General features: G+C 37.0%; 20 protein-coding genes. 10 read left to right on the forward strand and 10 right to left on the reverse strand.

The window, feature by feature from the left end; all coding sequences use genetic code 11:
- Nucleotides 1-148 precede the first annotated feature (148 nt).
- Entirely contained in the window at nucleotides 149-1,726 is a 1,578-nt protein-coding gene (locus tag ACST15_RS02530) for a LysM peptidoglycan-binding domain-containing protein (protein WP_459453073.1), read from the forward strand.
- Here the strand turns inward: ACST15_RS02530 and ACST15_RS02535 are convergent.
- Together ACST15_RS02535 and ACST15_RS02540 are read right to left on the reverse strand one after the other, a co-directional pair.
- On the reverse strand, nucleotides 1,723-2,364 hold the full coding sequence (locus tag ACST15_RS02535) for an O-methyltransferase (protein ID WP_459453074.1): 642 nt from the start codon (nucleotides 2,362-2,364) through the stop codon (nucleotides 1,723-1,725). The genes ACST15_RS02530 and ACST15_RS02535 overlap by 4 nt on opposite strands.
- A gap of 4 nt (nucleotides 2,365-2,368) precedes the next feature.
- Nucleotides 2,369-3,139 (reverse strand): class I SAM-dependent methyltransferase, encoded by a 771-nt coding sequence (locus ACST15_RS02540; protein WP_459453075.1) that lies wholly within the window; start codon nucleotides 3,137-3,139, stop codon nucleotides 2,369-2,371.
- Nucleotides 3,140-3,250: 111 nt separating this feature from the next.
- On the opposite strand from ACST15_RS02540, the gene ACST15_RS02545 reads away from it, so the two are divergent.
- The 4 genes from ACST15_RS02545 to rlmB all read left to right on the forward strand — a co-directional run bounded on the left by ACST15_RS02545 (nucleotide 3,251) and on the right by rlmB (nucleotide 5,657).
- Nucleotides 3,251-3,811, forward strand: a complete 561-nt coding sequence (locus ACST15_RS02545) for a hypothetical protein (protein ID WP_459453076.1) — start codon at nucleotides 3,251-3,253, stop codon at nucleotides 3,809-3,811.
- Complete coding sequence (locus ACST15_RS02550; protein ID WP_459453077.1) at nucleotides 3,804-4,103, forward strand: winged helix-turn-helix domain-containing protein; 300 nt, start codon at nucleotides 3,804-3,806, stop codon at nucleotides 4,101-4,103. Before ACST15_RS02545 ends, ACST15_RS02550 begins: the two co-directional genes overlap by 8 nt.
- A 98-nt stretch (nucleotides 4,104-4,201) precedes the next feature.
- Complete coding sequence (locus tag ACST15_RS02555; RefSeq protein ID WP_459453078.1) at nucleotides 4,202-4,795, forward strand: alpha-ketoglutarate-dependent dioxygenase AlkB family protein; 594 nt, start codon at nucleotides 4,202-4,204, stop codon at nucleotides 4,793-4,795.
- Between the two features lie 70 nt (nucleotides 4,796-4,865).
- Nucleotides 4,866-5,657, forward strand: a complete 792-nt coding sequence (gene rlmB, locus ACST15_RS02560) for a 23S rRNA (guanosine(2251)-2'-O)-methyltransferase RlmB (protein WP_459453079.1) — start codon at nucleotides 4,866-4,868, stop codon at nucleotides 5,655-5,657.
- A 1-nt stretch (nucleotide 5,658) separates the two neighbouring features.
- On the opposite strand, the gene ACST15_RS02565 is transcribed toward rlmB, so the two are convergent.
- Nucleotides 5,659-6,408 (reverse strand): SDR family NAD(P)-dependent oxidoreductase, encoded by a 750-nt coding sequence (locus tag ACST15_RS02565; RefSeq protein WP_459453080.1) that lies wholly within the window; start codon nucleotides 6,406-6,408, stop codon nucleotides 5,659-5,661.
- Nucleotides 6,409-6,484: 76 nt separating this feature from the next.
- Here ACST15_RS02565 and pth point away from each other — a divergent pair, with 76 nt between their 5' ends.
- Both pth and ACST15_RS02575 read left to right on the forward strand, forming a co-directional pair.
- A complete protein-coding gene (gene pth, locus ACST15_RS02570) occupies nucleotides 6,485-7,045 on the forward strand; it encodes an aminoacyl-tRNA hydrolase (RefSeq protein ID WP_459453081.1) in 561 nt (186 codons plus the stop codon).
- Nucleotides 7,046-7,294: 249 nt separating this feature from the next.
- Nucleotides 7,295-7,771, forward strand: a complete 477-nt coding sequence (locus ACST15_RS02575) for a hypothetical protein (protein WP_459453082.1) — start codon at nucleotides 7,295-7,297, stop codon at nucleotides 7,769-7,771.
- Nucleotides 7,772-8,009: 238 nt separating this feature from the next.
- Here ACST15_RS02575 and metG read toward each other — a convergent pair whose 3' ends face one another.
- Complete coding sequence (metG, locus tag ACST15_RS02580) at nucleotides 8,010-10,040, reverse strand: methionine--tRNA ligase (protein WP_459453083.1); 2,031 nt, start codon at nucleotides 10,038-10,040, stop codon at nucleotides 8,010-8,012.
- A gap of 141 nt (nucleotides 10,041-10,181) precedes the next feature.
- Here metG and rpsU point away from each other — a divergent pair, with 141 nt between their 5' ends.
- Together rpsU and ACST15_RS02590 are read left to right on the forward strand one after the other, a co-directional pair.
- Complete coding sequence (gene rpsU, locus ACST15_RS02585; protein ID WP_109323208.1) at nucleotides 10,182-10,376, forward strand: 30S ribosomal protein S21; 195 nt, start codon at nucleotides 10,182-10,184, stop codon at nucleotides 10,374-10,376.
- Between the two features lie 36 nt (nucleotides 10,377-10,412).
- A complete protein-coding gene (locus ACST15_RS02590; RefSeq protein WP_459453084.1) occupies nucleotides 10,413-11,291 on the forward strand; it encodes a tyrosine-type recombinase/integrase in 879 nt (292 codons plus the stop codon).
- Here ACST15_RS02590 and ACST15_RS02595 read toward each other — a convergent pair.
- The 6 genes from ACST15_RS02595 to ACST15_RS02620 form a co-directional block, all read right to left on the reverse strand.
- The gene (locus ACST15_RS02595) at nucleotides 11,288-12,223 is read right to left on the reverse strand and encodes a homoserine kinase (RefSeq protein WP_459453085.1); all 936 of its coding nucleotides are present in this window, start codon (nucleotides 12,221-12,223) and stop codon (nucleotides 11,288-11,290) included. The genes ACST15_RS02590 and ACST15_RS02595 overlap by 4 nt on opposite strands.
- 9 nt (nucleotides 12,224-12,232) lie before the next feature.
- On the reverse strand, nucleotides 12,233-14,686 hold the full coding sequence (thrA, locus tag ACST15_RS02600) for a bifunctional aspartate kinase/homoserine dehydrogenase I (RefSeq protein WP_459453086.1): 2,454 nt from the start codon (nucleotides 14,684-14,686) through the stop codon (nucleotides 12,233-12,235).
- Between the two features lie 65 nt (nucleotides 14,687-14,751).
- On the reverse strand, nucleotides 14,752-15,264 hold the full coding sequence (locus ACST15_RS02605) for a DUF421 domain-containing protein (RefSeq protein ID WP_459453087.1): 513 nt from the start codon (nucleotides 15,262-15,264) through the stop codon (nucleotides 14,752-14,754).
- A 1-nt stretch (nucleotide 15,265) separates the two neighbouring features.
- On the reverse strand, nucleotides 15,266-15,667 hold the full coding sequence (locus ACST15_RS02610) for an ExbD/TolR family protein (RefSeq protein WP_459453088.1): 402 nt from the start codon (nucleotides 15,665-15,667) through the stop codon (nucleotides 15,266-15,268).
- Nucleotides 15,668-15,672: 5 nt separating this feature from the next.
- The gene (locus ACST15_RS02615) at nucleotides 15,673-16,419 is read right to left on the reverse strand and encodes a MotA/TolQ/ExbB proton channel family protein (protein WP_109323214.1); all 747 of its coding nucleotides are present in this window, start codon (nucleotides 16,417-16,419) and stop codon (nucleotides 15,673-15,675) included.
- A gap of 64 nt (nucleotides 16,420-16,483) precedes the next feature.
- Nucleotides 16,484-17,440: a Ppx/GppA phosphatase family protein gene (locus tag ACST15_RS02620; protein WP_459453089.1), complete on the reverse strand. Its 957-nt coding sequence runs from the start codon at nucleotides 17,438-17,440 to the stop codon at nucleotides 16,484-16,486.
- Between the two features lie 104 nt (nucleotides 17,441-17,544).
- Between ACST15_RS02620 and ACST15_RS02625 the strand changes: the two genes are divergently transcribed.
- Nucleotides 17,545-18,948, forward strand: coding sequence for a tetratricopeptide repeat protein (locus ACST15_RS02625; RefSeq protein ID WP_459453090.1), 1,404 nt, complete (start codon nucleotides 17,545-17,547; stop codon nucleotides 18,946-18,948).
- The last annotated feature ends 94 nt before the right edge of the window (nucleotides 18,949-19,042 follow it).

Here is a 19,042-nt window from a genome sequence, read left to right on the forward strand (position 1 = left end):
TTTTACAAAGGTAAAGATATTCCCAAGCTCTTGAAACAATTGGACAATTAGCAATAATCCTATTTTAAAACCGTTAAATGAGAATATTTGGTAATTTTACAATAAAATAGACTTCAAAAGCCTTCATAGCTTTATTAACATATCTTTTATGAATCAAAAAAAGCTAGTATTTCTTTTTTTGTTGTTTGTAAGCAGCTACAATTTTTCCCTTCAAGCAAGCCTTCGTCCAGATACCTTAAGTCTTGGTAATTTGCGCGTAGCTATTCATCCTTCCGCTAAACCTATTTTAGAAAAAGAATGGGCTATGTTGGGGGCCAACAAGAAATATGTAGGTATGATGAAAGAAAAAATGAGGCTATTTTTTCCCATCATTGAACCTATCTTAAAAGATGGTAATATCCCAGACGAATTTAAATACTTATGTGTACAAGAGAGTGCATTGAATCCCAATGCAGTTTCAAGCTCCAATGCCGTGGGCTATTGGCAATTTAAATTAGAAACAGCCAAAGACGTAGGTTTAAAAGTAAATAAAGAAGTGGATGAAAGACGCCACATCATGGAAGCCACCAGAGGAGCTGTCAATTATTTAACTAGAAATAATACCGTTTTAGATAACTGGCTAAGCACCTTACTTTCTTATCGTTTGGGCTTGGGAACTTTAAAAAAAATGCCCCTGGCGACAGACTGGTTAGGAAAATCATTGATTGAAGTCGATTCAAGTACAGATTGGTATGTATTGCGATTTCTAGCCTACAAACATTTTTGGGAAACCGAATTACAATTAAACTCACAAGACACCACAGCCACCTCTACTCCCAGCATGGTTACCTACAAACAAGTAAAAGGTAAAAACCTGATGGAGTTATCAGATGAATGGAAAGTCAGTTATGATGATTTAAAAAAATATAATTCTTGGGTATTAAAGGATTGGGTTCCAGATGATAAAGAATATACCTTATATCACCCCTCCAATGTATCCATATTTGAATCAAAGAGTATTGTTAGTCTTGCTGCACAAAGTTCAGCGCTCATCGCTTCCAGTGACACCAACAAACTTTACGTGGAAGCTGAGGTGCCTCAAGAGGCACTGTACCCTAAAAAGAAACATAAGCCTATTTTGAGTGATAAAGTAGAAACGAGATGGCACAGCGTAGAATCAGGGGAAAGTTTAAGCTCCATTGCTCGAAAATATGACATGAAATTGCCTGACTTATTAAAACTAAATGGCTTAGAAATGAGCGCAATGATAAGCTTAGGCCAAAAAATCAAAGTATTAAGGAAAATACCCATGCTGGAATTAATTGCCGAGCAATTGGATGAAAAAGCAAAAAAATCGCCGGCTCAGGTTAAAGAAGTCAAAGAAAAAATAGAAGAGACCGTAGCAGAAGAGCCTAAAGTAAATATAAAAAGCACAAGTAATTCAGTTTATATAGACCCAGCTGTCAGCAGAGAAATTACAATACGTTCAGATGCTCCAGATAAAGAAATAAAAGAGGACATAAAGGTGCAAGAAGAAGCACCTAAAAAAAGAGCTGAGAAGGTAAATGCTTCCGTTGAAGCCCCAGCACTTTCTAAAAGCCCAAGTATCCACCAAGTGAAGGCAGGAGAAACCTTGTTTAGAATAGCTTCACAATATGGAATAAGTGTACAAAAACTTATTGAATGGAATAAATTAGGCAAAAACCCTAACATTCAAGTTGGGCAAAAATTGAAAGTCCAGCCTTAGTCCTTCTTCTTTAAAATCAACAATCCATCGCGTAAAGGCAAAAGTAGATTCTCTACTCTAGGATCCTCTAAACACTTTTGATTAAAATCCCGCAAGGCTTGGGTTGATTTATCTTTTGCTGATTCATCCACTACTTTTCCACTCCAAAGCACATTATCGACGATAATAAGCCCACCTTTTCGTACTTTATTTATTACTAGGTCAAAATAAAGTGCATAATTTCGCTTGTCGGCATCTATAAACACTAAATCAATTTCATCCTCTATCCTAGGAATTTCATCTTTAGCATCAACAATTCGGTAATCAATTTGAGAGCCAAGCGGTGATTGTTCGAAAAAAGAGCGAGTAAATCGTTCCAGCTCTTCATTGATATCCAAGGTTATTAATTTTCCAGATGGCACCAATCCTTCAGCTAAGCATAGTGCTGAATAACCCGTATAAGTACCAATTTCAAGTATTAATTTAGGTTGTATTAAGGAGGAAATGAGCGCCAAAAAACGACCTTGCAAATGACCAGATAACATGCGAGGCTGTAATACTTGAGCATGGGTTTCTCGATCCAAACGCTTCAATAAATCACTTTCAGGCTCAGTAAAAGACCTAGAATAGGCATCTATGGCGGGATCAATGAATTCCATGCTATTATTTTATGCCCGTGTAGAAGAAATCAAAAGAGGTATCCGGAGTTTGATTTAAGGAATAATCATCGACCTGAATGGAATCCACCAATTGATTATTCGCTTTAGAAACAATCAAACGACTCATACGATTAGCAATATCATATGGAACTTGTAACCAAGTTCTTGGTAATTTGTATTGAAGGTTCAATATATCAAATCGCGTAATTTTTTGTACCGATTTCTTATTCTCCTCATAATAATCCATCACTTTAGAATTTCCGTGTATACCTTCTGTTACAACCGTTGAAAAATGTTTTTCCATCAACTTTTGAAGGCCGATAGCATCATATTCCCTCACATGCCATGGATTACGGGTTAATGAAAATTTCTTATTCACCGTGGTTAAATATAATTTCCCTCCTGGTTTTAACACACGAGCAGCTTCTTGAAGAAAGAAATCATCATTTTCGATATGCTCAATTACTTGAAAGGTCACCACAAAATCATAATGATTTGAAGGTAAATCTTTCAATGGGGGCAAAAACATGTCAATAAACGTAAATGAAGGATATTTTTGACTTAACTCTTGCATTAACTCCGTATTCTTATCTACCCCTGTATAATTACTTACTTGTGGAGCAAGTACTCCTACGCCCCTACCAGTACCACACCCAATTTCTAAAACATCACCAGAAACTAATTGGCTTACATGCAAATAAGGAAATAAAAGACGTTGGTGAATCGGATTATCCGAAGCAATTTCAGAAGAGGCTATTTCAGTAGTTTTATACATAATCATGAATTTGATTACAAAGGTAGGAATATTCAAATAAATATTTTTTTCTAAATAATTTGGTTTGTATTACAAACTACATTAATATTGCAAACAATAAACCGCTAAAACATGTCAAAAAACATACTAGCCCCCCATGAAAGTCTGGCCATTATACAAAAGGTAGTATCATCTACACGCCACGATTACCACATTCAACGAAAATTCTATGTGCTTTGGGGTATCTTGATTGCCGTTGCGAGCTTCACCCAATACGCCATCTTACAAGACATTTTGACTATTCCATGGTATTACCCATGGGTTTTATTTCCGAGCATTGGTCTTGTTTTAAGTGTTATTTGGGGCTATGCTGGTAAAAAAAATACCCTAAGCTATTATAACCATTTTGTATTAACGATGTGGTTTACCCTATACATTGCCATTGGCATTTCCCTTTATATCTCTCTTTTTAATCAAACAAGTCCATTTCCTAATATCCTAGTTTGCGTGGGTATTGGAACTAGCATTTCTGGGTTTTTAATGAAAAACCGCTTATTCATCTTTTGTGGTTTAATTTTTGGACTAGGTGCTATTTATTGTTTGTATCTCCCTTTTCATGAACAATTACTTCTAAATGGTGCTTGCATGGTGATAGGGAATGTTGTGCCGAACCTATTTTCTCCTCATGTTTAAAGATTTAGACCCCATATTAAGCTCTCCCGTCCGCCTAGCGGTGATGTCAATATTACTAACAGTGAAACATGCTCATTTCAATGATTTATTAAAAGAAACTAAAACAACCCAAGGAAATTTAAGTCATCAATTAAAGAAACTACATGAAGCAGGATATATTCAAATTGAAAAAACATTTAAAAATAACTATCCATTAACCATTGTGAGTATAACAGAAATAGGTACGAATGCTTTTAAGGTCTATGTTGAAAACATCAAAAAGTACCTCCATTTAAATGAAAACAATACCTAACCATACAATATGCCAATCATCTGATCTATTCTCGGGCAAATGTTTAAATCCTGGCTCCCTATTGGGAGTCAGGATTTTTTTATTAGTTTAGTTGCTTGATGCCATTATTAAAAACTAGCCAAAATTTACTTCCTTATGATGGGGAACTTTATTCCTACGGAATCATCTTTCCAGAGGAACGAGCGAACTTAATTTTAGAAGAACTACTGCATACTATAGCTTGGGAGCATGATCAAGTGCATATTTTTGGAAAAACTCACATTACTTCCCGCAAGGCAGCCTGGTATGGAGATGAGGGGAAATCCTATGCTTATTCAGGCAGTCAAAAGCAAGCCCAAACCTGGACTCCCCTCCTTTCGGAAATTAAGAATCAAGTGGAAGCAATTTGCCTTTCAAGCTACAATGCCTGTTTATTAAATTTATACCATGATGGTAATGAAGGCATGGGTTGGCATTCTGATAATGAAAAATCCATTGTTCCTCATTCTAGTATTGCCTCCTTAAGTTTAGGAAGTCAAAGACGGTTTGACTTAAAACATCAGAAAAGTGGAGAAAAAATTAGTGTAGATTTAAAAAATGGCCAATTAATCAATATGCAAGGGGTCATTCAAGAGCATTGGAAACATGCTTTAGCAAAATCAAAAAAAGTAAAAGACCTAAGAATCAACCTAACCTTTCGGCGCATGATTTAGGCCTGAAGAAGGATTTTAAAGAAAAATGAAAAAAAATCCCGACCTTTGAGGAACATTATAGCTATTCAACGTGTCATTCGATCAAGATCCCAAGCCTTTTAAAAAGCCATTTAGGCATTTTACCACCCCAAAAACAGATAACAAAGAATTTGTATTTGGAATACAATCAGTATTAGAGACCCTGCGTGCGGGAAAAGAAATTGATCGTTTATTGGTTCAAAGGGAATTAGGAAATATCGAAATCCTTGAATTAGCCAAAGAGAGAGGCATACAGGTCCAAAAAGTACCCATTGAAAAATTGAATCGCATTACGCGCAAGAACCATCAAGGTGCTATTGCTTTCGTTTCTGCCATTCATTATGCTAAAATTGATAATATCATTGCAGATACTTTTGAAAAAGGTCAAACTCCTTTAATTCTAATTTTAGATCGAATTACTGACGTAAGAAATTTTGGAGCTATTGCACGTACCGCCGAATGTGCAGGTGTACATGCCATTGTGATTCCTTCTCGTGGAGCTGCTCAGATTAATGCAGATGCCATGAAAACCTCATCCGGCGCATTAAACTTTCTTCCTGTTTGTCGGGAAGAAAACCTTATCAGTACCATCGAATACTTGCAAAATGCAGGACTTAAAGTGGTAGCATGTACTGAGAAAACCAAAGATTCGGTTTATTCCAAAGACTTCAAAGAACCCACTGCCATAGTTCTTGGGTCAGAAGAAGATGGAATATCGGATGAGATTATACGTAAGTCAGATGAATTAGCCGCCATTCCTCAAACTGGGCAAGTTGGTTCCCTGAATGTATCAGTAGCCGCAGGCGTTATCATTTACGAAGCGCTACGCCAAAGGCTCGACTAATTTATAAATCCTTCTTAATTTGAGTAGCCGAGGCCTGTGCTGAAGGTAAAATCGTGACGTCCGCCAAATTCACATGAGCTGGGCATGAAACCATATAAGCAATTAAATCAGCTATATCCTCAGCTACCAAAGGAGTAAAACCTTGATAAACTGAATCAGCACGTAGAATATCTCCTTTAAATCGAACAGCTGAAAACTCCGTATTAACGGCTCCAGGAGCTATATTAGACACTTTAATGCGAAAAGGATTTAAATCAATGCGCATACCTTGCGACAAAGCTTCCACTGCCGCTTTTGAGGCGCAATAAACATTACCATTGGCATAGGTTTGTTTCCCAGCAATGGAGGAGATATTGATGATATGACCTTGTTCCCTTCGAATCATTTCAGGAATAACCATTTTAGAAACGTAAAGCAAGCCATTAACATTTCCATGCATCATGGCATCCCAGTCCTCTAAAGCCCCATCTTGTATAGGAGCAAGACCATGCGCATTGCCTGCATTATTTATCAAGACATCGATATTTTTCCATGCTGCAGGTAAATGAGTAAAGGCTTGTTCTACCTCCTCCCAATGACGTACATCAAAAGTCAAAATAATACTAGGTACTTGTATCAATTCCTGTAATTCTTCTAATCGATCTCTACGTCTACCACATAGAATTAAATGAAATCCCAAGGCAGCTAATGCTTTTGATGTTGCAAAACCTATTCCTGAGCTGGCTCCTGTTATACAAGCAATTTTATTCATATCAATTTTTTATACTAAGTTAAGTCCAAAGCTGTCTTCTAAAAAATTTGCATGTACTTTTGTCAAAAATTGATGTATGAATTATCTAATTGTAGGATTAGGCAATATAGGCCCCGAATATTTATTTACACGCCACAATATCGGATTTATGGCTTTGGATTTTTTAGCCAAACAAAAGGATTTAAAATTTAATCCAGATAGATACGCCAGCCAATGTTCTTATAAACTTAAGGGGCATCAAATTCACCTCATTAAGCCAACGACTTATATGAATCTGAGTGGTAAGGCTGTAAACTATTGGATGCAGCATCTGAAAGTTCCCAAAGAAAATGTCCTTATACTAGTAGATGACTTGGCATTACCCTTTGAAACGCTGCGTTTAAAACCAAAAGGCTCTAGCGGAGGACATAATGGATTAAAAAGTATAGAAGCAACACTACAAAGTAGCGAATACCCCAGATTAAGAATGGGAATTGGCGACAATTTTCCTAAAGGTCGCCAAGCTGAATATGTACTAAGTAACTTTTCCGAAGAAGAATTAGGACTAATTCCAGAGGTCCTTGAGAGGTCTATCCCCTTCATCGAAACATTTTGCCTGGAAGGCATCCAACAAACAATGAATAAATACAATCAGTAATTGTATTTTTTAAAGAATTTTTGAATTATTCCTAAATTTTTAAATTAGAATTATCAAAAAGTATACATAAGTTATACCAAATATTATTTTGTTTTAAATCTAAAAATATCAAATAAATTCTGTTTTTGATTCGTTTTAACAAATATTTAGAATTTTTGTAATGCAAATTGTCTAAATTCAAGTTTTGCTATATCGAAAAAATACAATAATTTTGTATTGTTGATTTAGGAAATAAATATAACAAAACTTATGAAAAAGAATTTATTAGTGATTAGCTGTTTAGTTGGACTAAGCATAATCGGAGCGGAAACAAAAGCAAGCGGTACAAATCGTAACAACGAAACGTCGACAAGTAATTTGTCTATCAAAAAAGAAACTTTATCTGAAGTAATTCAGAATTTTATAAAGAAAGATAACAACGCAACTAAGCCATCTGCGGCTAGCTTAACTATCTCTATATTAGAAGATTACCAAAGCGGTAAGGCAGAATACTTAAATGCGAGCAAGCAAGATAAAATCACGTTTAACCAAACAATTCAAACGATTTCGCGCCAAGCGCAAAATTTCTCGGATGAAAAATCGTTAAACTGGATGAAAGAGATTAACAAATCGGCGAAAGCCATCAATACCATCTGGGCTATTTTAGGCCAAGAACCTGTGATTGATTCTAAATTAGATTTAGAATTCGAACAAAACCCAGAGTTGATTGTTGTATTTAAAAATTAGATTGTAAGTAGTTTTCATAGTTAAATAGGTTTAGAGGTAATAAAAAAAGGTGTTGTTCATAACGACACCTTTTTTATTTAATCTAAATGATACAATATTTTTTTTTGCATTAATCTTATATTATTCTAAGAAATCCTATATATTTGTATAAATTTTCATAGTTAAATAGGTTTAGAGGTTAAATAAATAAGGCCAGAAGCATCTTCTGACCTTATTTTTATGCCCAAAATGGCCATTTTTAACTCACTGAAGCACCATTCCAAATGCTGGAATCCGGTTCAATAAATGATAATTTTCCATCCTGCCCCTCTGCCATTAGAATCATCCCCTCACTTTCCAAGCCCATCATTTTTCGAGGAGCCAAGTTGGCCAAGAAGGTAACCTTTCTTCCAACTACTTGATCAACATCAAAATGCTCCGCAATTCCACTTAAAATAGTTCTTTGACGTAAACCATCATCAACCGTCAATTTGAGCAACTTCTTACTTTTCTCCATTTTTTCTGCCGCAATCACCTGACCAATTCGAATATCCATTTTGGCAAAACTCTCAAAATCGACGGTATCCTTAATCGGATTTGGCTGTTTTGATTGAAGTAAGATCTGCTGTTTGCTTTGTTGCAACTTTTCTACTTGCTTTTGGATGACATCATCCTCTAATTTTTCGAACAATAAGCCCGGATTTTTCAAGCTAGTACCTACCGGAATACTCTCAAAATCACCCAAAAGTGCCCAATCAGCCTTCGCTATCCCTAAAGCATTGCGTAATTTTTGAGTTGTAAATGGTAAAAATGGCTCTAAGGCTATGCTGACATGAGAGACTAACTGTATGGCATAGTTTAAAACATGACCAGCCTTTTCAGGATTTTCTTTCATCAGCTTCCATGGTTCAGCCTCAGCTAAGTATTTATTACCTAACCTGGCAACTTCCATAGCGTATACCAAAGCATCTCTAAATTTATATCCTTCTAATGCTGCAGCTAATTTATCTGGAATTTCACTTAAAGCTTTCTTGAGTTCAATTTCCAAAGGGCTATCCTCCAATTTAGTTGGGACCTTGGATTCGAAGTTTTTATCTAAAAGCACAAATGCTCGATTGACAAAATTGCCTAGAATTGCTACCAACTCAGAATTATTCTTGGTCTGAAAATCAGCCCAAGTGAAATCAGCATCTTTAGTTTCTGGGCTTGAGGCTGTTAAGGCATAACGCAAAACATCTTGCTTACCTGGGAATTCTTTTAAGTACTCATGCAACCAAACTGCCCAATTCCTTGAGGTCGAAATCTTATCACCCTCTAAATTCATGAATTCATTGGCAGGAACTTGATCAGCAAGCTGATAATCTCCATGTGCCATGCACATCGCAGGGAAAATCAAGCAATGAAATACAATATTATCTTTACCAATAAAATGAACAATCCTACTGTCCTTATCCTTCCAATATTTCTCCCAATCTGGCCTTAATTGGCTAGTCATGGAAATATAGCCGATCGGAGCGTCAAACCAGACATACAAAACCTTACCCTCGTTGCCCTCAATCGGTACGGGTACCCCCCAAGTTAAATCTCGGGTCATGGCACGCGGCTTTAATCCATCATTTAACCAAGATTTCACTTGGCCCGATACATTGGATTTCCACTCAGGATGCGAAGCCACATATTTTTCTAATTCAGGTTGCCATTGATCTAAAGGCAAAAACCAGTTTTTGGTCGGACGTAAAGAAGGAGCAGAACCACTTAAGGTAGATTTTGGGTTGATTAATTCATTGGGAGATAATGTGGTACCACATTTTTCACATTGATCCCCATAGGCCCCCGGCTGGTGACAGCTAGGGCACTCCCCTACGATGTAGCGATCAGCAAGAAACTGACCCGCTTCTTCATCGTAAAATTGCTCTGTTACTTCTTCAATAAATTTACCCTCTTGGTATAATTTCAAAAAGAATTCTTGAGACAGTTTATGGTGCACAGGATCAGAAGTTCTTCCGTAGATATCAAAAGAAATCCCAAATTCCTCAAATGATTGTTTAATTTCTTTGTAGTAATAATCAACTACTTCTTGTGGAGTTTTTCCTTCTTTCTGAGCCTTGATGGTGATTGGTACCCCATGTTCATCCGTACCTGAAACAAAAATGACATCCTTATTTTGAAGTCGTAAAAAACGAACATAAATATCTGCAGGTAAGTAACATCCTGCCAAATGACCAATATGAATGGGCCCATTGGCATAAATTAACGCGGCAGTGACTGTAGTTCGTTTAAATTCTGACATATCTATAATTAAAATGAAATACAAATTTAGCTAAAAAACAGCATTTTGAACCCGAATAAATGTGTTAAAATCTTGAGCTAAGGTTTGCAAGTAAAAAAACAAAGAGTTATATTTGCGGACATTTTAAAAATCATTACGTACATGTTAATAATTTCAATCAAAGAAAACGAGTCAATAGACAAAGCATTAAAGCGATTCAAAAAGAAATTCGAGAAGACGGGTGTAGTTAAAGAATTGCGTAGAAGATCTGCTTTCGAAAAACCATCTATCGCTCGCCGTACTGAATTGATTCGTGCGTCTTACAAGCAAAAAACTTACGGGAATATCAATAACTAATTCCCCTAATTTCTAATAATTGACTACTTTCGAGTGATGAATTCGGACGTAGTCAATTTTTTTTTGGAACATTTATCGGTGGAGCGACGCTGCAGTGCGCACACCATCAAGTCCTATTCGACTGATTTAAAACAGTTTAGCCTCTTTCTTGAGGAACAAACTAATTCCCTTTCCTACACACAAGTAAATCCTGGAATTATTCGCCTTTGGCTGGTTGAATTGTCCGAAAAATCCATTGAAAATCGGAGTATTAATCGAAAATTAGCCAGCCTGAGAACCTTTTATAAATTTTTATTACAAAAAGGACTAATCCAAGAAAATCCACTTTTACCCATTAGAACCATTAAAACCAGAAAAAAGCTTCCTCAATTCTTGCGAGAGAGCGAGATGGCTGAGATTAAGCTAGTGGATGAAGGAGATCAAAATTTTGAATCACTCCGAGACCAGCTGATACTATTTTTATTATACGGAACCGGTATGCGCTTAGCTGAACTCATTTCATTACAAAAAAGTCATATCAACCTACTTCAGGCAACATTACGCGTATTAGGAAAAAGAAATAAAGAAAGAATTATTCCGATACCAGCCTTCCTATTACAACTCATAAAAAAATACTTACAAGTTTGTCCCTTTGAAAGTCCTTATTTGATTGTCGATAATAAAGGAAAAGAGGTTTATCCTATGTTTGTACAAAGGTTAGTTAAAAAGCAATTAGGGGAAATTAGTACCCTAGAGAGGCTATCTCCTCACGTACTAAGGCATACCTATGCGACACATTTATTGAACAATGGTGCTGATTTAAATGCCATTAAGGAGTTGTTAGGCCATGCTAACCTAGCGGCTACTCAGGTGTACACGCACAATTCCATGGAAAAAATCAAAGAGATATACGCTCAAGCTCACCCCAAAGCCTAATTAGATAATATCATAGGGCCTTGTTGATTAATGGGTGAAACAAAAATATCAGAACCAATTCCCACTTCTGCAAACTGCCTTCTCATAGCCTCAGCTACTTGCTGAGCTACTTCCTCCCCTCTGGATAAGGCAAACAATGAGGGACCAGAACCGGAAATGGAACAACCTAATGCTCCAGATTGTAAGGCTGCTGCTTTTACTTCGGCAAATTGAGGAATTAAAATAGCGCGAGATGGCTCAATGATAACATCCACTAAAGATCTACCAATCAAGGCATAATCGGGTAACATTAATCCTGCTACCAAACCTGCCACATTCCCCATTTGGGTAATGGTAGTAGCTAATGAAATTTCTTTATCTAAAATACCGCGAGCATCCTTGGTATTCACCTCAATATGTGGATGAACGATACTGGCATAAAGCTCTGAAGGCGTGGCTATCTGGATGATATCCAATGGATCATAACTTCGAATGATGATAAATCCACCCAATAAGCTAGGACCCACATTATCTGCATGAGCAGAACCACAGGCCACACGCTCCCCTTCCATAGCAAAAGGTAGTAATTCTTTCTGAGTCAATGGTTTACCCATTAATTCATTAGCTGCAAATACACCGGCAACAGCCGAAGCTGCCGAAGAACCAAGCCCCGAACCCAAAGGCATGTCTTTGTGCAAGGATAAATTAAACCCTTGGTCTTCTCGACCGATATGAGCCAAATATTTCTGAATGGCTATTCCAGCCGTATTTTTAGCAACGTCCAGCGGTAAGCGGCCGTCATCTCCGGTAATTTCAATGATACTAATCCCAGGTTCTGCTCTTTTTTCCAGGACAATTTCATCACCTGGACGATTAACCGCAAATCCGAAAATATCAAATCCACAAGCTACATTGGCAACAGTGGCAGGGGCATATACACGTATTTTTTCCATCTTTTGTGATTAGCTACCCATTGAAACGATATCGGCAAATACACCTGAGGCAGTTACCTCAGCACCTGCACCAGGCCCTTTGATTACCAAAGGTCTGTCATGGTACCTCTTAGTAGTAAAGGCAATCACATTATCCGCTCCATCCATTTGATAAAAAGGATGCTGAGCATCAATTTCCCGCAAACCTATGGTAATTTTTTGATTTTCAAGTGCGGCAATATAGCGTAATACATGACCTCTTTCCGAGGCCGAAGCTACCATTTGTTCAAAATAATCATTTGCTTTTTCAAGTTCTGCAAAGAACTCATCCACCGTGGCAGCTTGTTCGCAAGCCGGTGGAATAATTTTATCAATGGTGATATCCGAAAATTCTAATTTCAAACCGATTTCACGACTTAAAATCAAAATTTTACGAGCCACGTCCATCCCACTCAAATCTTCTCTAGGATCAGGTTCTGTGTAACCTTTGGCCTTGGCCTCTCTTAAAACCTCTGCAAAGGAACGTCCAGGTTTAAATTGATTGAATATAAAAGATAAGGTACCTGATAAAATTCCCTCTATTTTTTCGAAACGATCACCTGAAGCAATTAAACCCTGAAGTGTATTAATAACTGGCAAACCAGCCCCCACATTGGTCTCGTATAAGAATTTTACACCTTTCTCAAGGGCTGTTTGATGTAATTCCGCATATAATGGATAAGGTCCAGAATTGGCTACTTTATTAGGAGTAACTACCGAAATATTGGACTTAAACAAGCCTAAATAATGGGTATAAATCTGCTTATCTGCTGTACAATCAGCAAAAATGGAATTGGGAAGATTAAGATTCTTAATTTGATCTATGAAACTTGTTAGATCTTGGGATTTTCCATTTTTAGCTAAATGATCTAAGGCTGTTTTAACGTCTATTCCCTTTTCCTGAATCAATTGCTGTCTAGAATTAGCAATACCGACTAATTTGACCTTAAGTCCGCGGTATTTAGCCAAATAACGTTCTTGACCGGCCAATTGATCCAATAAAGTCTTTCCAATTAATCCAGTACCAACTAAAAACAAATGCAATGTTTTTAATTGGGAGAAGAAGAATGTTTCATGAATAACATTCAGCGCTTTGGATAAATCTTTCTGCTCTATGACCACAGAAATATTTAATTCCGATGATCCTTGGGCGGTTGCCACAATATTAATTCCATTTTTTCCTAAAACGGAAAATAATTTACCACTAACACCCGTATGCTTACGCATACCCTCCCCCACAACGGCAATGACAGAAAGATTGGATTGAATATCGATTCCTTCAATATCTCCCATCGCCATTTCTTGGGCAAACTCTACCTCCAAAATCTCTCTTACGCGATCAGCATTTTGAGGCTCAATGGCGAAACAAATGGAATGTTCTGAGGAAGCTTGAGAAATTAAAATAACCGATATTTTCTCTCTGGCTAAAACAGTAAATAATTTGGCAGATACCCCTGCTACCCCTATCATTCCTGAACCTTGTAAGTTGACTAAGGCAAGGGAATCAATGGAGCTAATACCTGTGATGATATATGGATTTGGCTTTTGTTCCTTACTTACAACCGTACCTTTGAAACCAAGATTAAAGGTATTTAATACACGAATGGGTATATTTTTAGCAAATGCAGGCTGTAATGAAGGCGGATAAATGACTTTTGCTCCAAAATGGGTCAGCTCCATAGCCTCAGCATAGCTGATGGAAGGAATGGTAAAAGCATTACTTACTTTTCTTGGATCAGCCGTCATCATGCCATCCACATCGGTCCAAATTTCTATTTCTTGAACAGCCAAGGCTGCACCGAGCACGGAAGCCGTATAATCAGATCCACCGCGCCCTAATGTAGTGGTTTCACCTTGAGAATTTGAGCCAATAAAACCGGTAATTAAACAGATTTCTTCGGCATGCTGTGAAAAATACGATTGAATTAATTGATTTGTTTGAACAAAATCAACCTCAGATTTCCCAAAGCTATCATTGGTTTTGATGAACAATCGGGCATCCACAAAAAGTACAGGAAGGCCTTTTTCTTTTAGTATGGCTGTGATTAAAGAGGTTGAAAGTCGCTCTCCAAAACTAACTAACAAATCAGAGGTCTTGGGGGAAATTTCTTTTACAAGGGCTATTCCTTTTAATACATCCCTTAATTCATTGACTAAGGTTCGAATATGAGCAATCACTTGTGACTGACCTTTCAAAGGAATGAAGTGTTTGATTACTTCAAAATGCCTAGTTTCAATGGTTTCAATTAATTGCAAATAAGGTTCTTTACCTTGAGATGCCAATTTACCTGCCTCCAACAACGAGTTGGTAACTCCGCTCATTGCGGAAAATACCACGGCAAACTGTTTAGATGATTTCCAATTGGATTCAATGACGGTTAAGACGGACTGGATACTCTCTACGCTCCCACAACTTGTCCCTCCGAATTTTAAAATTTTTTCCATTAAGTATGAAGAGAAAAATGATACTTACCTCTACAAACAGGCAAGAATTCGACAAATATACGAGATTAGGCTGTATTATTCCCTATAATCCGGTGCCCACCTCGTCTCCTTTTGGATATTTTTCGATAGTTTTCAGAAAGAACTGAAATATTTCCATCTACTTCAAAAACGGCTAAATCTACATCAGCTAATTTTTCAACACCATGCTCACGGATGGCGGCTTCTAATTCTTCTAGGGTCAGGCTGGCTTCTCTGAGGCCAGCAGGCTTTAAAACCCCTTGATAAATTAATAAGATAGGTTCTCCATCGATGGCTTTTGACCAAAATTTATTGGAAGTTATTATCTTTTTAAATAAAAAATTCATTAAAAATAGTGACAAAGCGGCAACTAAACCGCCCACCAAACTAGCGTCTTCGCCTACCATGGCGGTTTGTACAGAATTTGAAATAAGGAGAATAAATACTACGTCTACGACAGATAATTGGGCAAATTCACGTTTCCCAAAAAGACGAATAGCCGCCACGATGAATACGTAGACGGCTATTGATTTAAGGGCGATAAGTACATAGCCCTCCATATTATTTTTTCTTTTCTGCTGCCATCACCATCGATAGGTTTAATTTGGCGGCTAAATCATAGACATTAGTTAATTCTTGAACCGTTTGGTTGCGGTCCATGCGTACGATTAAAGTGGCTGCTTTTTTTGCAGATACTGCTTCGGTTAAAGCTAGTTCTAAATTGGCAAAATCCACTGGATTATCATCAATAGAGTAATTTCGATTTTCATCCACAGTCAAGCGAACCACTTCATTTGCTGGTGTAGGTGCTGGCTTCGCTGTTTCTGGCAGCAATAACTTGATAGCATCTGGAGAGGCTAAGGTGGAAATCATTAGAAAGAACATCAACAAAAAGAATAGAATATCTGCTAATGCGCCTGTTTCTACTTCCGAGGCTTCCCTATTTCGTTTTCTAAAATTCATACCTCTTAAACTTTATTAGCTGGCTTATGAAGGATATCCAAGAAATCAATGGCCGTAATTTCCATTTTATTAATGGTGCGATCAATCATCGTCATTAATAAAGTGTATAACACGTAGGCAATAATACCTACAATCAAACCAGAGGCCGATGTAACCATTTTTTCATAAATACCCCCAGCAATGGTGGAGATATCAATTTTATTAGAAATGGAGATATTATGAAAGGTACGAATCATACCCGTTACTGTACCTAAGAAACCAAACATGGGGGCAATTCGAGCAATCGCACTCAAAATACCTAAATTCTTTTCCATATTGTAAATTTCCACTTTCGCCTTATTTTCAATGGCTGTTTCAATATCACGAATGGGAGAACCTAAACGACTTAAACCTTTCTCTAACAATTTAGCGATAGGATATTGCGATGTTTTGCAATAGGTAATCGCGCCTTGAACATTACCATTCACCAACATATCATTGATGGTATGCAGGAAATTCTCATCCAATTTGGCGGTTTTGCGAATGTATAAATAGCGCTCAATGAATAAAAATACTGCTCCAGCAAATAAGAAACCGATGGGATACATCACATACCCTCCTTTTCCTAATAAATCTAGCACAGAAAACTCTTCCACTACTTTGGTAGCTTGTTGTACGGGCTGAGCATTAACAATGGAATCGGAAACTGCAGCAGACACTGAATCGAGAGTCGAACCTGCTTGAAGTAGAATGGAAGCTAGCGATAAAGCCATAAAAGATTAGTCTTAAATAAGGTTTACAATTGTTTACAAGTTTACGATTTTTTTTTCAAAATCTCTATTCCTTTTTATCGGCTTGAGATTGCAGAAAAAACCAATATCCTTCTTTGAGGCTAAACGTCGAAATCCACATTTCAGGTATATGGTATCGATGTAAAACTTGATAAATTAAGGCATTGGCATAAGGAAAGATGCTGGCACGAAACATTTTCATGCCGGGTAAATTTACCCTTTCACCATAAGGTATTCTATCTATCAAGGCCTTATTTTTAAGAAAATATGGGATCGATAAAGGATAAGCATAGGGAGTTAATTTCTGGAATTCCAAGTTGGTAACCCTCTCTAAATCACCAATGGTCTCAAATGCTCCAGCTGCTCCAATCAAAACTTCCGGCTGATGAGCTTGACAAAGTTGATCGAGTGGTACCAAAGCCTTTTGAATGTAATCGACCAATGATTCATTAAAACTTTGATCATATTCACCATTCAAATGAAATAAGGATTGTAGTTGCAATCCACCTATTTCCAAACTCAATTTTCCGAGTACCTGATTCGCTTTAAATAAAATAAATTCGACACTTCCTCCACCGATATCCATTACGAGACTTGTGGCGTTCCAAGGCTGCGGTAAGGATGACTGAATACCCTGGTAGATTAATTCCGCCTCACGTATTCCTGAAATAATTTCTACTTGAATACCTAATTCTTGTTGAATTTTTTTAACTAATTCAGGTGTATTTTCCGCCCTTCTTAAAATACTTGTACCCAATGCAACAATTTGATGGTCAGTATATTGAAATGAATTAGCTATTTGCTTAAACTCGATTAAAGTTTGAATAGCCCTATCCATTGCCTCATCTTGCAACACATTGGATTTCATAGCACCTTTGCCCAAGGAAACAGGTCTTTGTTCATGAGCTAAGATGTGCATGGAGCCATCAGATTCTCGCTTTTGTGCAATCAATAATTGGAAGGTATTTGTACCTAAGTCGATAATCGCACGAGGCTTCATCATTATTTCTATTTTGGAACAAAATTAATCCCAAATGAGGTTAAAGTCCTGAATTATTTTCTTTATTTTAGAGGAAACGTTCGCTTCCTCCATCTCAACAAATATTTATGCTGGATCCAAACTATGATGAAAACAAAGAAGATTTGCAATCTTCTGTTCAGCGTTTCGAAAAAATGATTTATCAGCATGAAAATTCATTTTTTGATGTAGAGACTTTAGAACAAATTGCCGAGCACTATTTTCTTCAAGCTAAATTTGAAGAGGCTTTAAAAGCTTGTGATTTAGGATTGACGCATTTCCCATATACCCTCGAATTAATTTCCTTGAAAGCGCAGATTTTAGGCGACATGCAAAAGCCGGAAGAAGGCATGGAATTGATTGAGAATGCTATTTTACTTTTCCCTACTGATTTAGAAATCATGTTGGTAAAAGGCTCTTTGTTGAGCCAAATGCAGCAATATGAGGCAGCTGTAGAAGTATTTTTAGTGGCCTTAGAATTAGCTGAAGAAAAAGACGAAGTCTATTTCCGCTTAGGATTAACCTATCATGCTTGGTCCAAACCTCGAGAGGCGGTAGATATGTTCAAAAAGGCATTGGAGGTAAATCCTGAGAATGAAAATGCCTTGGTTGAACTAGCTAATTCTTTAGACGATATTGGAAAAATCGAAGAAAGTATCCCCTATTACAAACAATTCATTGATGAGGATCCATTTTCGTATACGGCCTGGTACAATTTAGGAATTGCTTATTCTAAGCTCAAGCAATATGAAAAAGCGATTGATTCATATGAGTATTCACTAGCCATTGAGCCTACGTTTGGATCATCTTTGTTCAACTTGGGAAATACCCATATGAACCTTCAAGATTATGTATTGGCGGAGGAAAATTACCGTCAGTGTCTCAAATACGATGAACCCAATCCCGAATTATATTGCTGTTTAGGAGCAAGTCTAGAAAGGCAAAAGAAATTTAATGAGGCTATTGAATATTATAAAGAGGCTGTTAAAATAGACCCTTTGTGGGATGAAGGATATTATGGCTTGGCAGTATGTTTAACAGAATTAGACAAATGGTTCGAGGCCCTTCATTTTCTAAAAAAATCCCTCAAACTAAATGAAACGAATCCACTTTATTGGACTGGATTAGCCGATGTAGAAGCCTATTTAGGCAATACTCTTTCTGCGGATGAGGCCTATCAAAAATCCATAGAACTCGATTCATTTTTTGCTCCTACGTGGATTAAATGGGCTCAATTGCATTTTGAATTAGAAGATTATGAAAAATCGGCGGATATCATGTTATCTGCCATTGATGAATTACCCGAAGAAGCAGAATTATATTACAGATCTGCCGTTTATCTTATTAAAGCAGGCCAATTTAAAGATGCCTTTCACTTTTTAGAATCTGGATTACTTTTGGATTATGACAAGCATGAAGTCATTTTTGAGTTTTTCCCCAATTTAGAAACACAAAAGGCCATATTTAAGTTAATTCAACAATATAAGAAATAACCTTACATGTAGTTTAAAAACCATTGGTAACTAATTGCTAGAAATTTCCTTTGATTTTCAGCATTTTCAAGTCGAATTATTCCCCAACCCTAAT

This window comes from Aquirufa sp. Wall-65K1, from assembly GCF_054558475.1.